Origin of the sequence: Thalassovita mediterranea (assembly GCF_001458435.1) — a bacterium.
GTDB lineage: Bacteria > Pseudomonadota > Alphaproteobacteria > Rhodobacterales > Rhodobacteraceae > Thalassobius > Thalassobius mediterraneus.
The window spans coordinates 36,704-52,327 of sequence record NZ_CYSF01000018.1; the positions used below are offsets into that span (position 1 = coordinate 36,704).

The 15,624-nt window shown below is 58.8% G+C and carries 14 protein-coding genes; 11 read left to right on the forward strand and 3 right to left on the reverse strand.

Annotation, left to right across the window (positions count from 1 at the left end):
- Positions 1-35 precede the first annotated feature (35 nt).
- Positions 36-995 carry an NADPH:quinone oxidoreductase family protein gene (locus TM5383_RS15240; RefSeq protein ID WP_058319905.1) on the reverse strand — a complete coding sequence of 320 codons (960 nt, stop codon included), beginning with the start codon at positions 993-995 and terminating at the stop codon, positions 36-38.
- A gap of 426 nt (positions 996-1,421) precedes the next feature.
- Here TM5383_RS15240 and TM5383_RS15245 point away from each other — a divergent pair, with 426 nt between their 5' ends.
- The 5 genes from TM5383_RS15245 (at position 1,422) to TM5383_RS15265 (ending at position 6,176) form a co-directional block, all read left to right on the forward strand.
- The gene (locus TM5383_RS15245; RefSeq protein WP_058319906.1) at positions 1,422-1,793 is read left to right on the forward strand and encodes a helix-turn-helix domain-containing protein; all 372 of its coding nucleotides are present in this window, start codon (positions 1,422-1,424) and stop codon (positions 1,791-1,793) included.
- Between the two features lie 140 nt (positions 1,794-1,933).
- Positions 1,934-2,734, forward strand: coding sequence for a histidinol-phosphatase (hisN, locus tag TM5383_RS15250; RefSeq protein WP_058319907.1), 801 nt, complete (start codon positions 1,934-1,936; stop codon positions 2,732-2,734).
- Positions 2,735-2,796: 62 nt separating this feature from the next.
- The gene (locus TM5383_RS15255; RefSeq protein ID WP_058319908.1) at positions 2,797-4,050 is read left to right on the forward strand and encodes a sugar-transfer associated ATP-grasp domain-containing protein; all 1,254 of its coding nucleotides are present in this window, start codon (positions 2,797-2,799) and stop codon (positions 4,048-4,050) included.
- Between the two features lie 159 nt (positions 4,051-4,209).
- Complete coding sequence (locus TM5383_RS15260) at positions 4,210-5,550, forward strand: 8-oxoguanine deaminase (protein WP_058319909.1); 1,341 nt, start codon at positions 4,210-4,212, stop codon at positions 5,548-5,550.
- A 110-nt stretch (positions 5,551-5,660) separates the two neighbouring features.
- A complete protein-coding gene (locus tag TM5383_RS15265) occupies positions 5,661-6,176 on the forward strand; it encodes a CAP domain-containing protein (protein ID WP_058319910.1) in 516 nt (171 codons plus the stop codon).
- Here TM5383_RS15265 and guaD read toward each other — a convergent pair.
- Entirely contained in the window at positions 6,173-7,537 is a 1,365-nt protein-coding gene (gene guaD, locus TM5383_RS15270; protein ID WP_082645509.1) for a guanine deaminase, read from the reverse strand. The genes TM5383_RS15265 and guaD overlap by 4 nt on opposite strands.
- A gap of 288 nt (positions 7,538-7,825) precedes the next feature.
- Between guaD and mgtE the strand changes: the two genes are divergently transcribed.
- The 5 genes from mgtE to TM5383_RS15295 all read left to right on the forward strand — a co-directional run bounded on the left by mgtE (position 7,826) and on the right by TM5383_RS15295 (position 13,426).
- A complete protein-coding gene (gene mgtE, locus TM5383_RS15275) occupies positions 7,826-9,196 on the forward strand; it encodes a magnesium transporter (RefSeq protein ID WP_058320029.1) in 1,371 nt (456 codons plus the stop codon).
- Positions 9,193-9,750: a 5-formyltetrahydrofolate cyclo-ligase gene (locus TM5383_RS15280; RefSeq protein WP_058319911.1), complete on the forward strand. Its 558-nt coding sequence runs from the start codon at positions 9,193-9,195 to the stop codon at positions 9,748-9,750. The genes mgtE and TM5383_RS15280 overlap by 4 nt, the downstream gene beginning before the upstream one ends.
- Before the next feature lie 67 nt (positions 9,751-9,817).
- Positions 9,818-10,639, forward strand: a complete 822-nt coding sequence (locus TM5383_RS15285; RefSeq protein WP_058319912.1) for a TIGR00282 family metallophosphoesterase — start codon at positions 9,818-9,820, stop codon at positions 10,637-10,639.
- Positions 10,640-10,786: 147 nt separating this feature from the next.
- The gene (locus tag TM5383_RS15290) at positions 10,787-12,565 is read left to right on the forward strand and encodes an SLC13 family permease (RefSeq protein WP_058319913.1); all 1,779 of its coding nucleotides are present in this window, start codon (positions 10,787-10,789) and stop codon (positions 12,563-12,565) included.
- A 120-nt stretch (positions 12,566-12,685) separates the two neighbouring features.
- Positions 12,686-13,426, forward strand: coding sequence for a YebC/PmpR family DNA-binding transcriptional regulator (locus TM5383_RS15295; protein ID WP_058319914.1), 741 nt, complete (start codon positions 12,686-12,688; stop codon positions 13,424-13,426).
- A 559-nt stretch (positions 13,427-13,985) separates the two neighbouring features.
- On the opposite strand, the gene TM5383_RS15300 is transcribed toward TM5383_RS15295, so the two are convergent.
- Entirely contained in the window at positions 13,986-14,861 is an 876-nt protein-coding gene (locus TM5383_RS15300; RefSeq protein WP_058319915.1) for a LysR family transcriptional regulator ArgP, read from the reverse strand.
- A 102-nt stretch (positions 14,862-14,963) separates the two neighbouring features.
- On the opposite strand from TM5383_RS15300, the gene TM5383_RS15305 reads away from it, so the two are divergent.
- Positions 14,964-15,563, forward strand: a complete 600-nt coding sequence (locus TM5383_RS15305; protein WP_058320030.1) for a LysE/ArgO family amino acid transporter — start codon at positions 14,964-14,966, stop codon at positions 15,561-15,563.
- The last annotated feature ends 61 nt before the right edge of the window (positions 15,564-15,624 follow it).

Consider the following 15,624-nt stretch of genomic DNA (forward strand, 5'->3'; position numbering starts at 1 on the left):
CGGGGGTATCGCTGCTATTGGGGTAGGGCGGGGGATTAGGGCGTCACCACGACCTTTCCTGTGGATTTGCGGCTGCGCAGCAGCTCCAGCGCCTCATCCGCACGTTCTAGTGGCAGGACGTGGCTGACATGGGGTTTCAGCGCGCCCTCTTCGTACCATTTGAACAGCTGTGTCATGCTGTCAGTCAGCACCTTGGGGGCAAAGTTGCGGTAGGCGCCGTAGTAAAGGCCAAGGATCGTCAGGTTTTTCACCATCACATGATTGGCCGGAATTTGCGGCACATCCCCGCTGGCGAAACCGATCGGGATCAGGCGGGCCTCAGGCTTGCAGGCGCGGAACGCTGCTTCCCATTGTTCGCCACCCACGGGGTCATAGACCACATCGGCACCGCCCAAGGCCTTTACTTCGGCGCGGATATCGGCGGTTTTTGCGTCGATCAGGTGATCAGCGCCTGCCGCGCGGGCAATCTCCAGCTTGTCTTGACCGCGGGCGCAGGCAATCACCGTGGCGCCCATCAGTTTGCCGATCTCGACCGCTGTCAGGCCAACACCGCCTGCGGCGCCCAGCACCAGCAGTGTCTCACCGGGTTGCATGCGGGCGCGATGATCCAGCACCACATGGCTGGTGCCATAGGCGATCTGGAATGCGGCTGCGTCTTCGTAGGACATGGCGTCCGGCAGCGGCACCATGCGATCGGCCGGAAAACAACCGTATTCCGCCAAGCCACCCTGTCCTGCATAGATTGCCACCCGCGTCCCAGGCGCAGGCCCGTCGGTGTCAGGACCGAGGGAGATAACTTCGCCCGCCATCTCCAGACCCAGCGTAAAGGGCAGGGGCGGTGTATCCTGGTATTTGCCTTTGGTCATCAAGAGGTCGGCAAAGTTCAGACTGCAGGCGTGAATGCGGATCAGTGCCTCGCCCGCGGTGGGCTGTGGCATCGCCACGTCCACCAGTTCTGGTGCCTGATCAAATCCCTGTACTTGAAGCGCCTTCATCGCTTGCCCCCTCCTGCTGTGTCTCCTGTGTGGGTTATGCCGCGCCGCGGCAAAGCTGTCAAAACTGGCGTTGGGTCTACCCGCCTAAGAAGAGTTGCTTCACGCATTAGTGATTCTGGCAGATTTGTCGCGAATTGTCGCTTTGAGCGTGTCGTTGCGCACGGATAGGGCAGTGACTAAACCTGTGGGGGATTGGGCCTGTTCGGTTCAATCTCAGGGATGCTATTAATTGGCCTTATGGCACTATCTGTTTTACTTATTCAACCTGCACCTGTTGGCGAAACCTAGGTCGGACGCTAAAATCTGCCTCAGAACGAATGACCCCACAGAAATTGTAATTCGCCATAAAATTGCCAAACGCCGTTTTCTAGTGAGCAGGGACCGGCGGTGCTTTTGTTGGCGCGACGATGACGTTAGGAGACGAAAATGGCGCACCCAGTTGATGAGCATGTGGGCAAGCGCATCCGGCACCGTCGCTGGATGGTTGGTATGACGCAGCAGCAGTTGGCCAGCAAAGTTGGTATCAAGTTCCAACAGATCCAAAAATATGAAACCGGCACAAACCGTGTGAGTGCGTCTCGCCTTTGGAACATCGCCAATGCGCTGAATGTGGGGGTCAGTTTCTTCTTTGAGGGACTCGAAGAAGAGGGGGCGGTTGAACGGGCAGATCAATTGGGCGCCGCCGATATGATCGCTGACAAGGAAGCACTGGATTTGGTGCGCGCCTATTACGGGATCCCCGAACTTCAGCGCCGCCGCCTCTTTGATCTGACGCGCGCCTTGGCAGATTCGGCCTGATCTGTTGATCGTTCCCATCAGGACGGCGCGCCGGGGCTGGGTCTGCGCTAACTCTTGTTTTTATAGTGGTTTGGTGGGTGCATGCTTGTCGTGTTGGGTTGTTCATAGTATCGCTCAGACAACGTGAACCGGGGGCTCTTATGCAATTTAACGATCCTGATATCCTTGCCACAGCGCACTTGATGGCTGACGCCGCACGCGCGGCCATCTTGCCATATTTCCGTGGTTCGGAACTGGCGACAGAAAACAAGCTGAACGAAGGGTTCGACCCCGTTACCGCCGCTGACCGCGCTGCCGAACTGGCAATGCGCGACGTGTTGGCGCAACGGCGCCCTGATGATGGCATCCTCGGGGAAGAGTTCGGCACCTCCGAAGGCACCAGCGGCCTGCATTGGGTTCTTGATCCGATTGATGGCACCCGTGGGTTTATGTCGGGCACCCCGACATGGGGCGTGTTGATCGCGCTGTCCGATGAGACAGGCCCAAAATTCGGCATGATCGACCAGCCCTATATCGGGGAAAGGTTCTGGGGCAGCACTGATCAGGCGCAAATGCAGGGGCCGCTTGGCGCGCGCCCGCTGGCTGTGCGCGGGATCACCGATCTGAGCGATGCGGTGTTGTTCACCACCTTCCCAGAGGTCGGTACAGAGGCGGAACGCGCAGGTTTTGAAGCGGTGATGCGTCAGGTGAAACTGACCCGCTACGGTATGGATTGCTACGCTTACGCACTGTTGGCGGCTGGTCAGATTGATCTGGTGATCGAGGCAGGGCTGCAACCCTATGATATTCAAGCGCCTATTGCTGTGATCGAGGCCGCAGGCGGCATCGTCACCGATTGGCAGGGTGGCCCGGCCCACAATGGTGGCCGCGTTGTTGCCGCAGCAACAACTGAATTACACGCTGCCGCACTGGCCCACCTGCGTGAGGTAGCCAAAGACTAAGACACACACCCGATCCAACCGGGGGGACAACAGCGGGAAAAGATACAAACAAAGGGGACGTCATGGCCGGTTTCATAGAAACACTAAAGGCAGAACACTTTGAGTATCGCTGTCCTGTGACATTGCCGCTGTTTTCCTTTGCTTGTGGCGACGATGCTGTGTCGCAAGTGCATCGCCATGCCCTGAACCTCAGACGTGCAGGTAAGCGTGGGCGCGGGCTAAAGGTGGCGTTTCTGACAGTGCTTTGGCCGTTAGCTGCGCTGGTGATTGCGGTGCAGTCGGCCATCATTATCGACCGGAAAAAACATGATCTGCCATTGTCGCGGTGGCGATTGGGTATCTTGTTTTGGGCGATGATGGTGCGCCACAATATCAATGTTGAATCGACCCTGCGCTTTAAACTCTGGCGGCCGAAAAACAGGCGGCGGGTGACAGAGTTCATCCAGCATGTTGAGATTATCAAACTGACGCCATGGCTTTACCGTGACCGAGATGTGCGGGAAATCGACAGCAAAGTTGCCTTTGCCGAACTCTGCCAGCGGCATGGCCTGCCGCATATCGAAATCTTGATGCGGATCACTGCGGGCACAATAGAACAGTCCGTCGAAACGCTGCCACGTCAGGATCTGTTTTCCAAGTTTGATGGCTGGTGGGGTGGTAGCGGCGGTTTGATCTGGATCTATGATGCCGCGCAGGACATGTGGGATGCTGGGCAGGGACCGTTGGATGAGGCATCATTGCGCGATCACCTCCGCCATCTTTCAGCAACAGCTGCCAGATCCGACACATTGATCGTTCAGTCTTTGCTGCGCAACGCGGTCGAAATGGCACCGTACAGCTCGGGCGCGTTGTGTACGATGCGGGTTGTGACCACCAAATTTCCAGATCAGTCCGCACAGCTGTTGCGTGGTAGCCTGCGTATGCCGGTGGGCGCGATGACCGTTGATAATTTCGGCGCTGGCGGTTTGGGGGCGCGGATCATGAATGACGGTCGCCTGTCCAATGCCGGAGAGAAATTTGCAGGCAGACGCACCCATGACAGCCATCCCGATACCGGTGCCCGTATTACTGGCGCGACACTGCCGTTCTGGGATGAAGTGCGCACGCTGGCCCTGACGGCCCATGATTGCGCAACGGATATTTATTCCGTCGGCTGGGATATCGCTTGGACGCAAAACGGTCCTGTTATCGTCGAAGGCAATGTCGTCTGGGGTGAGGATCTTTTGCAAATGCCCGATTGTGAACCGCTGGGGGTGGAATACTGCGAATTCTACCTCTCTGCAAAGGAAGCAAGCGAACACTCGTTTGATTCTTAATGGCTTTTTCGATGCTGGGTTAGGCTTGCATCACCCACTTGATTTTTGCCGCCGGACCCGCAAAATCGTCTGACCTGCGCGAGTCCTTTGCCCCTTTCTGTCGCGCGGGCCACACACGGATACCGAAGGGGGCCAAATCGTGTGTGGAGTCTTACAAAGATGACTGAATTTACCCTGCGCAATGTCGATCACATCCTCACCATGGATGATCATCGCCGTGAATTGGCGGGCGCGGATATTTACGTGGCAGACGGCCAGATCAAAGAGATCGGGCATACCCTGCCTACCCGTGGTGAGGTGATCGAGGGGACGGGGTGTGTTGTCACCCCAGGCCTCGTCAACACGCATCATCACCTCTACCAAAGCCTCACCCGCGCGGTGCCGGGCGGGCAGGACGCCTTGCTTTTTGGATGGTTGCAGACGCTCTATCCGATCTGGTCGCGCTTTGGGCCGGAGGAGTTTTATGTCTCCGCTCAGGTCGGGCTGGCGGAAATGGCGCTGTCGGGGTGTTCGCTGAGTTCGGATCACCTGTACCTTTACCCCAACGGCGGGCGGCTGGATGATACCATCGCCGCCGCGGCCGAGGTGGGGCTGCGGTTTCATCCCACGCGTGGCGCGATGAGCATTGGTGAAAGCGACGGCGGTCTGCCGCCAGATGCGCTGGTGGAGCGGGAAGAGGATATTCTGAACGACTGTATCCGCGTTATTGACGCCCATCATGATGCCAGCGACGGTTCCATGTGTCGGGTGGGTGTCGCGCCCTGTTCGCCATTCTCCGTCAGTCGCGAATTGATGCGCGATGCGGCCATTCTGGCGCGGGACAAGGGCGTGATGATGCACACCCATCTGGCCGAAAATGACGAAGATATTGCCTATTCGCTGGAAAAATTCGGCTGTCGCCCCGGACAATATGCCGAGGATCTGGGCTGGACCGGTCCTGATGTCTGGCATGCGCATTGTGTCAAACTGGATGGGCAGGAAATTGATCTGTTTGCGCGGTCGGGCACGGGGGTGGCGCATTGCCCGTGTTCGAACTGTCGTCTGGGATCCGGCATCGCGCCGGTGCGCCCTATGCGGGATGCGGGCGTCAAGGTGGGGCTGGGCGTCGATGGGTCCGCCAGCAACGACAGCGGAAACCTGATGGCCGAGGCGCGTCAAACGATGCTTTTGCAGCGTGTTGCGCGCGGTGCAGACGCCATGAGCGCCCGCGAAGCGTTGGAGATTGCGACGCGCGGCGGGGCAGAGGTGCTGGGCCGATCTGATTGTGGTCAGTTGGCCGTTGGTAAACGCGCTGATATCGCTATTTGGGACGTGCGCGGCATTGAAAGCGCGGGCAGCTGGGATCCGGCGGCACTGCTTTTGGCCGGCCCGCAGAAGGTTCGACACCTGTTGGTCGAGGGGCGGCAGGTGGTGCGCGATTATCAGATGGTGACGCTGGATTTGCCACGGGTGTTGGAACGTCAGCGTGATTTGGCGCAGCGTTTGTCACTGAGTGGGTAAGTCTGCGGGTTTGTGTTGACCGGATCTTTACGCGCGGCGATTTCCTGTTTGGCATCACCATGGTGCTAACAGGCGCTACTGATCGTGGCGCAACCCGAGGGAGAGATTTCATGGTATCCGTATTGAAACACCTGAGCGCTGGTTTGGCCCTGTCGGCCCTGCTGGCCGCCTGTGTCAGCACATCTGCGCGCGACAGTAGCGTTGGGCGTCCCTCAACCAGCGCGCCCATTGCGTCCGCCGCACAGCAACAGGTGCAATCAGGCATCGCCTTTGAAAACGCGCTGAATGCTGCGCGGGGACAGCGCGGCCTACGGCCAGTGCAGTCAGATACGTCCCTGACGCGTGCAGCCTTGGCGCACGCTCAGGATATGTCGGCGCGTACTTATTTTTCCCACGTCTCCCCAGAAGGGGGCACGCCGATGGATCGTGTGCGGGGCGCGGGGGGATGCCGAGCAGCGGTTGCGGAAAACATCGCCACCGGACAGGCAGATGATATGCGGGTTTTTCAGGGGTGGATGGGATCGCCTGGACATCATCGTAACATGATGGGACCGCACTATACCCGCTATGGCATGGCCTCTTGGCAGGGCTATTATGTGATGGTGCTGGCAGGGCCGTGCGTCTAAACGCTAACCCCTTTGCGACAGGTGCCGTTCATCCACACGGCAGCAATTGCGCGGTCATCGCCCATCATCAGGGTGGGAAACAGCGCCTCCCAGATGTCGTCCGCGCGGGCCGCGCGCTGGGCGATGTCGGTGGTGGACTGTAGATCCAGCACCACCAGATCCGCCTCCATCCCCGGGGCGATGTTGCCCACCTTATCCTCCATCCGCAGGGCGCGGGCGGAGCCTGCCGTGGCCAGATAGATCAGCTCTGCCGCGTGCAGCGGGTGATGGCGCAGCTGCGCGACCTCATAGGCGCTGGCCATTGTGCGCAGCATCGAAAAACTGGACCCGCCGCCGGTATCTGTGGCCAGACCAATGCGCAGACCCTCAGCACTCAGGCCTGCCATGTCGAACAGGCCCGAGCCGATGAAGGTGTTGGAGGTGGGGCAATGGATCAGGCTGGCGTCCACCTCTTTCAGGCGGTCTTTTTCGCGCTGTTCCAGATGGATCGCATGACCGTAAAGCCCACCTGCGCGCAACAGGCCATAGGCCTCGTACGTATCCAGATAATCGCGGGCCTGCGGATACAGCGATTTGACCCACTCAATTTCATCCACCTGTTCGCTGAGGTGGGTCTGCATCAACACATTAGGATGTTCGCCCCAAAGCGTGCCAAGCGCCCGCAGCTGATCGGGGGTCGAGGTGGGCGAAAACCGTGGGGTGATCGCATAGGTCAGACGGTCCACCCCGTGCCAGCGTTCGATCAGGGCCTTGCTGTCGTCATAGGCCGATTGCGCCGTGTCGCGCAGGCCATCTGGCGCGGTGTCGCGGTCCATGCAGGTCTTGCCCGCAACAATGCGTTGCCCGCGTGCTTGCGCAGCGGCGAACAGCGCGTCAACGCTTTCAGGGTGGATGGTGCAATAGCTGGCCACCGTTGTGGTGCCGTGGTTCAGCGTCAGGTCCAGATAGCGCGCGGCAACTTCATCCGCATAGGCGCGATCGGCAAAGCGCATTTCTTCGGGAAAGGTATAGGTGTTCAGCCAATCAATCAGCCGTTTGCCCCAACTGGCGATAATGCCTGTTTGAGGGTAATGCACATGGGCATCGACAAACCCGGCAACGATCAGGTGGTCGCCGTAATCCACAACCGTCACATCAGGGTATGCGGCGCGCAAGGTGGCGGCATCGCCTACGTCTGCAATATGGCCACCACGGATCAGAACCGCGCCCACGCGATTGTGGTCCGCGGCAGACACCCCATCGACAAACGGATCCCCACCAAAGCGCAACACTTGCCCCGTGAGCAAGACCGCCGCCTGCGAGTCTGCGGGACAGGCGGCAGACGATGTGGTTGTGTGGGGCACGGCGGTGGCGTTTGGCATCGGGTTTCCTGTCGCGTCAGTGTTGCCGTGCAGACTAAGCGTAAGCAACGCCAAGGTAAATCCGTGGCTCTCCCGCGCTTTGGAGATAGGGGGGAGCAATTGACATGCAAACGCGCAGCATGTGTATTTTCCGTGAATTTACGGGCCTGCCCCATTGTATGACGCGCCCTGCCTCCGCTATGACAGGGGCAGGTAAGTCCGGAGGCCCCCATGCGCGAAGACAACGATCAGTCAGACCTCTCGCAAACCGACCTTCTGGACCGTGCTGATCCCACCACCGAACCGCAGATGAACCCCGACGGCACCACCGAAGGTGACTATGAGCTGTCGCGCCGCGATGTGGCCAGCATTCTCTATACTGTGGACACGGGCGATCAGCAGCAGCTGTGGACGCTGTTGGATCCGCTGCACCCCGCGGACATCGCCGACCTTCTGGAACAGCTAAACGCCTATGACCGCCGCCGCGTCGTGCAATTGTATGGGCGTGAATTTGACGGCGACATCCTGTCGGAACTGGATGAGGGCCTGCGCGAAGAGATCATTAGCGTCCTTCAGCCAGAGGTTCTGGTTGAAGCGGTCCGTGATCTGGAAACCGACGATGTGGTCGATCTGGTTGAGGATCTGGATGAACCGCAGCAAGAGGTGATCCTTGACGCGCTGGAAGACGCAGACCGTGTCGCGGTTGAGCAGGCGCTGAGCTATCCCGACGGATCCGCGGGCCGTCTGATGCAGCGCGAAGTGGTTGCCGCACCGGAACACTGGACCGTGGGCAATGCCATTGATTTCCTGCGCAAATCCCGTGACCTGCCGGAACAGTTCTATCACATCATCCTAGTCGATCCGCGTATGCACCCCAAGGGCAACGTGACGCTGGGCAAACTGATGTCCTCACGCCGCGATGTGCCCCTGACCGATCTGGTCGAAGAGGTGTTTGAGGTCATTCCCGTCACGCAGGATGAGGCAGACGTTGCCTATGCGTTTAACCAGTATCACCTGATTTCGGCGCCGGTGGTGGATGAAAACGACCGTCTGGTCGGGGTCATCACCATTGATGACGCGATGATCGTGCTGGACGAAGAACACGAAGAAGACATCCTGCGCCTTGCCGGTGTCGCGGATGAGGCCAGCCTGTCCGACAGTATCTGGGACGCGGCCAAGGGGCGTGCGGTCTGGCTGGGGGTCAACCTGATGACCGCCATTCTGGCGTCGCTGGTGATCGACATGTTCTCTGGCACCATTGATCAGATGGTGGCGCTGGCGGTTTTGATGCCCATCGTGGCCTCGATGGGGGGCAATGCGGGTACGCAGACTATGACGGTGACTGTGCGCGCATTGGCCACCCGCGACCTGACTGCGCAAAACGCCATGCGGGTTATGTTGCGCGAGGTGTCGGTTGGGGTGCTGAATGGGGCGCTGTTTGGCGCGATCATGGCAGGTGTTGCAGTGCTATGGTTCGGTGTGCCGATGCTGGCGCTGGTCATTGGGCTGGCGATGCTGGGCACCCATGTGGCGGCGGCGCTGGGCGGGATCGTGATCCCGATGGCGCTGGATCGGGCAAATATTGACCCGGCGCTTGCCTCTGGTCCCTTTGTCACCACGGTGACGGATGTTGTTGGTTTTCTGGCCTTTCTGGGGCTGGCTGCAAAGGTTCTGCTATGACCGATCTGACCGCTATCAAGGCCGAGGCGCGCAAAGCCGCCTTTGCCCGCCGCAAAGAGGCGCATAATTCTGGCCTCGTGGGCCGTTCGTCGTTGCTGAGCCAGGTTTTGGCCGGCTACCGCGGTGTGCCGCTGGCCGGTTACATGCCGATCCGCACCGAAATCAGCCCGCTGCCCGCAATGGAAGAGGCCGCAGCGCACGGCCCCGTCGCTGTTCCGGTGATCATGGGCGAGGCGCAGCCGCTGCAGTTTTCCCGCTGGGAACCCGGCTGCGAGATGAAGGATGGCCCGTTTGGCGCATGGATTCCTGCGGTAGATGATTTCATCACGCCGGAAATTCTGATTGTGCCGCTGGTTGGCTTTGACCGCGCGGGCAACCGTTTGGGCTATGGCGGCGGGTTTTATGATCGCACGCTGGAAAAGCTACGCGCGGCTGGCCCCTGCATGGCGATCGGGTTCGCCTATGGTGCCCAAGAGGCAGCTGAATTGCCGTTGGAGCCGACCGATCAACCCCTCGATATGATCGTGACAGAGGCAGAGATCCTTACGTTTTAAGCGTTTCGCGCCCGAAAGACGCCAAATCCCCTTGCCACAGCGCACAGTGCCGCCTAATCCCTAGCCCATGAAGATATTGTTTCTAGGCGATGTGATGGGGCGGGCCGGACGGCGCGCCGTGGTGGAAAACCTGCCCAAGCTGCGCGAGGCGTGGCGGCTGGATTTTGTTGTGGTGAACGGCGAAAACGCCAGCAATGGCATGGGCCTGTCGGCGGAACACGCCAAGGTGCTGTTGGATGCGGGCGCGGACTGTCTGACGCTGGGCGATCACGCTTTTGACCAAAAGGACATGCTGCAGTTCATCGAACGCGAACCGCGTATCATTCGCCCGCTGAACTTCGCCAAAGGCGCACCGGGGCGCGGCCACCGCGTCTTTTCCGACCGGCGCGGGCGCAAGATTTTGGTGACGCAGGTTCTGGGCAACGTGTTTATGAAACGCGCCTTTGACGATCCGTTTTCCGCTGTTGATACCGTGCTGCGCCAGCATGTTCTGGGCGGAGCAGTGCAGGCCGCACTGGTGGATATGCACTGCGAAGCGACGAGTGAGAAGATGGGCATGGGCCATTATTGCGACGGCCGCGCCAGCGTGGTTGTCGGCACCCACACCCATGTGCCCACCGGTGATGCGCAAATCCTGCCCGCAGGCACCGCCTATCTGACTGATGCAGGCATGTGCGGCGATTACAACAGCGTCATTGGCATGGAAAAGGCCGAGCCAATGCGTCGTTTCGTGACCGGCATGCCCAAATCCCGCTTCACCCCCGCATTGGGCGAGGCGACGCTGTCTGGCGTTTACGTGGAAACCGATGACCGCACCGGCAAGGCCACGCTGGTCAAGATGGTGCGCCACGGTGGCCGTCTGGAACAGGCCGGTCCTGCACCTGTCTAAGGGCGCAATGGTCGCCGTAATCGGCGCGATTCTTGCTATGGTATTGATGTGACGGGACCTATCGCCGTCACATCCAACGCACAAAGCGCTTGTTGCGGGGCGCATGGTGGTGGAAACTGCCCAAAACAAAAGTATCAGGCGAACCATATGGCGTTATTTGAACTGTCGCAGACCGGTCAGGCGGTGCTGAGCCTTTGTGTGGTGCTGGGCATGTTTGCCCTGTTCATGAAGGAAATCTTCCCGACCGAGGTGGTGGCGATCTTCGGCGTTGCGATGCTCTTGGCCATGGGGCTGTTGCCCTATGATCTGGCGCTCAACGTGCTGTCAAACCCCGCGCCATGGACCATTGCGACGATGTTTATCGTCATGGGGGCCCTTGTGCGCACAGGTGCGCTGGCGGCGTTTACCAATATGGCGGACAAGGCAGGGCGCACCAATCCGAAACTGGCGATTGCGGTTTTGATGATCTTTGTCGTGCTGGCCTCGGCGATCATGAACAACACGCCGGTTGTGGTGGTGATGATCCCCGTCTTTGTGCAACTGGGGCGCACGATGGGGGTGTCTGCCTCTAAAATGCTGATCCCGCTGAGCTATGCCGCGATCATCGGCGGCACGCTGACCCTGATCGGCACTTCGACCAACCTGTTGGTCGATGGTGTTGCACGGGCCCAAGGCCTTGAAGCATTTGGGATTTTTGAGATCACGCCGCTGGCCGTTGTGCTGGTCGCCTGGGGGATGATCTACCTCTATTTCTTTGGTCGTCACCTGCTGCCTGAGCGCAGCACCATGGCGACGATGCTGTCTGATAAGTCCAAGATGAAGTTTTTTACCGAGGCGGTGATCCCCCCGGAATCGAACCTCATCGGGCGCGAAGTGGTCGGCGTGCAGCTGTTCAAACGCGAAGGCGTTCGCTTGGTCGACGTTGTCCGCGGCGACCGATCCCTGCGCCGCAATATGAAGGATGTGGTGCTGCAGGTCGGTGACCGCGTGGTGCTGCGCACCCAGATGACCGAACTCCTATCGCTCCAGCGCAACAAGAGCCTGAAGCGACTGGATCAGGTGGGCGCGGTGGAAACATCGACTGTTGAGGTGCTGATCACCCCGGGCTGTAAAATGGTTGGCCGTGCGCTGGGATCCATGCGTTTGCGCCGCCGTTATGGTGTTTACCCACTGGCATTGCACCGCCGGAACCAGAACATCAGCGGCCAGTTGGACGAACAAGTGGTGCGCGTTGGTGACACGCTGCTGTTGGAAGGGGCGCCAGAGGATATTCAACGCCTTGCGACTGATATGGATATGGTCGATGTGACCCACCCGTCGGTGAAGGCATTTCGCCGTGGTCATGCGCCGCTGGCAATCGCGACCCTCTTGGCCATCGTTGGCCTTGCCGCTGTGGGCGTTGCGCCGCTGCTGCTGTTGTCGATCATTGGCGTTGCAGTGGTGCTGGTCAGCCGCTGTATCGACAGCGATGAAGCGTTTTCCTTTGTCGAGGGGCGCCTTCTGGCACTGATCTTTGCTATGTTGGCCATCGGTGCCTCATTGCAGCACACAGGCGCCGTGACACTGATTGTTGAGGCGATCGCACCCTACCTGATGCAGCTGCCTCCCTTCTTCATCGTTTGGGCGATTTACCTGCTGACCTCGTTGTTGACCGAAATGGTGTCGAACAACGCGGTGGCTGTTGTGGTGACGCCGATTGCCATCGGTCTGGCGGATGTCATGGGTTTTGATGCACGCCCCTTGGTCATAGCGGTGATGGTTGCTGCGTCCTGCAGCTTTGCCACACCCATCGGCTATCAAACCAACATGCTGGTTTACGGTCCCGGCGGCTATAAATTCACCGACTTCTTGAAGGTCGGCGTGCCGCTTAACATCACAATGGGCCTCTTGGCCTCGGCGCTTATTCCGGTGATCTGGCCGCTTTGATCGGGAAAGCGGGTCGAAAACCCACGTTTTCACCTTTTTGACAGGGGGCGCAGGCTTGCAGCCCCCTGTGGCGCTCCTTTATAGATCGGGACAAACAGGATTACATGAACGGAGGGTGCCATGGCTGGCCACTCAAAATGGGCAAACATTCAGCACCGCAAAGGCCGTCAGGATGCCGCGCGGTCCAAGCTGTTTTCGAAACTGTCGAAGGAAATCACCGTTGCCGCGAAAATGGGCGACCCTGATCCTGACAAGAACCCGCGCCTGCGTCTGGCAGTAAAAGAAGCCAAGAGCCAGTCCGTCCCCAAGGACGTGATTGATCGCGCGATCAAGAAATCGACCGCAGGCGAAGGCGACGATTACGAAGAAATCCGCTACGAAGGCTACGGCCCGAACGGTGTGGCTGTGATTGTCGAGGCGATGACCGACAACCGCAACCGTACCGCATCTACCGTGCGCTCGACCTTCACCAAGAACGGCGGCAACCTTGGCGAAACAGGCTCCGTTGGCTTCATGTTCGACCGTAAGGGTGAGGTGACTTACCCTGCCTCTGTTGGCGACGCAGACACCGTGATGATGGCCGCGATCGAAGCCGGTGCAGAAGATGTCGAAAGCTCGGAAGAGGGGCACCTGATCTACTGTGCGGACAGCGACCTGCATGAGGTGTCTGGCGCGCTGGAAGCAGAGCTGGGTGAATCGGATTCGACCAAACTGGTGTGGAAACCCACCACCACCACTGAATTGGATCTGGAAGGCATGCAGAAGCTGATGAAGCTGGTAGACGCGCTGGAAGACGACGATGACGTGCAGCGTGTGACCACCAACTTCGAGGCCTCGGATGAGGTGATGGAGCAGCTCTAAGGCGCGCTCAGCCGCTGTAGCGGCCCGCAAAAGTGATCTCTCAGATCAAAACGGCGTCCAATCGGGCGCCGTTTTTCATTTTGCGCGATCTGAGGAGCGATATTGGTGGGGGAGGGGGCGCATTTCCGTGTCTTTTGGAGTCATTTTGGCGCGGTTGAGGCGCTATTGCCCATCTTGAATGTCTTTATGACTCATTTCTGGGAAACCTGAGGAACAAGGCGCGGGGGTGAAAAATCGCAGGTTTTGTCATGCGTTTTCGCTGGTGCCGATGCCGGATTTGGGGCATCTAATCTGCAAATATCCCGATTCCAGTGAGCGCTAAGGGCTGCAAGTGCTATGCCAGCGTCGCGATTTTGGAGTTATCCACAGTCAATTGTTTTTTGACACTGTTGCGCAGACGCCACTTTTATCTGCCCAAGTGAATTTTGCGGATAAGTCTGTGGATAAGTTGTGAGTTGTTTTGGTCGGGAATTTTTTGGTACGTTCTGTGGGTGTCCTGTGGATAAAATTGTGTATAAGCGGTGTATAAGTCATATTTTTATGGCTTGAATGTCGCGATCTACTTATCCACAGGTGGAAGGTTTTTTGCCGCGACGCGACGGATTGCATCGGTAATCGGCGCCAAGCTGTCCGTCAGGTGTCGTGGGGACTGCCAAAATAATGGCACCGGCAAATCACTGTTATCCACAAGCCGGACAAGGGTGCCATCGGCCAGAAATTCATCCACAAGTACCTGTGGATTCATGCCCCAGCCCAGCCCAAGGCGTGCGGCGGTGACGAATCCTTCTGTGGATGGAATGGTGTGTGATTTCTTTCTGTGGATAACTCCAAAATTTTGTTTGATCCAAATATCTTGCAGTGCATCTTTTTTGTTGAAAACCAGCATGGGTGCGGCCTCTAAAGACGACTTATCCACAGGCTGAGGCAGGTATTTTTGCATGAATTCGGGACTGGCAGAGGCCACGTAAACCATCACACCCAGCGGGATTGAGCTACATCCCTGCGGTGGGCGCTCTTGCGCGGTGATTGCGGCGCTGACCTCACCCCGACGTAGCCAGTTGCTGGAATGGTCCTGATCGTCGACGACAATCTCATACAGTTGGTCCGGCACATCCGCCAAAGCCTCTAGCACCCAGGTGCCCAAACTATCCGCATTCACTGCAATGCGCAGCCGCGCCAGCGGATCGGGCTGGGCACCGGTTACGCGCGCCTCCATCAGCGCAACCTCTTGTGCGTGGCGCGCCAGCCGTTTGCCGGTTTCTGTGCCCACACAGGGCGTGCCGCGTTGAACCAGTGGGGCGCCGATCCGCTCTTCTAACTGGCGGATGCGTTGGGACACTGCGGATTGGGTGACATGGAGATGCTGCGCGGCGGCTTCGAAGCTGCCCAGGCGCAGAACTGTGGCAAGGGTTTCCAGTTGGCTGTAATCAAGCATTAGATTTTCTAATCCAGTGATAGTTTCTTTAATTTGATTAAATCATCCGTCGCCCTTAGTCACAAGTGCAGCACGAACACGAAGGACGGAAATATGATGGATATGACGACCCTGTTTGCAGGCTTTGGCCTGTCGCTGTCGTTGATTGTGGCGATCGGGGCGCAGAACGCCTTTGTGTTGCGGCAGGGATTGCTCAGGCAGCATGTGCTGCCGCTGGTGCTGTTTTGCGCCTGTAGCGATGCGCTGCTGATCAATGTGGGCGTCGCGGGATTTGGCAATCTGGCCGAGGCGTTGCCGTGGTTCGAACCCGTGATGCGCTACGGCGGGGCGGCGTTTCTGATCGTCTACGGTGCCCGTTCGGCACAAAGCGCATGGCGCGGTGGTGCTGCGTTGGAACAGGGTGAAGGGCAGGGGATGAGCCTGCGTGCGACGCTGCTGACCTGTATGCTGTTCACCTGGGCCAATCCACATGTCTATCTGGACACTGTGGTTCTGCTGGGATCGATTGCGGCGCAGTATGAGGATCGCACGCTGTTTGCCATCGGCGCGTCTGCAGCCAGTTTTGTGTTCTTCTTCTCACTTGGCTACGGCGCGCGTCTGCTCGGGCCGCTGTTTGCCCGACCACGGGCATGGCAGGTGTTGGACGCAGGCATTGCGCTGTTGATGTGGTTTATCGCCTATACGCTGTTAACGGGCGGTTAAGCGGGGTCGTTTAGGCAAAAAGAAAGCGCCCAGATGGGGCGCTTTCTGTGTTTTAGGGGAT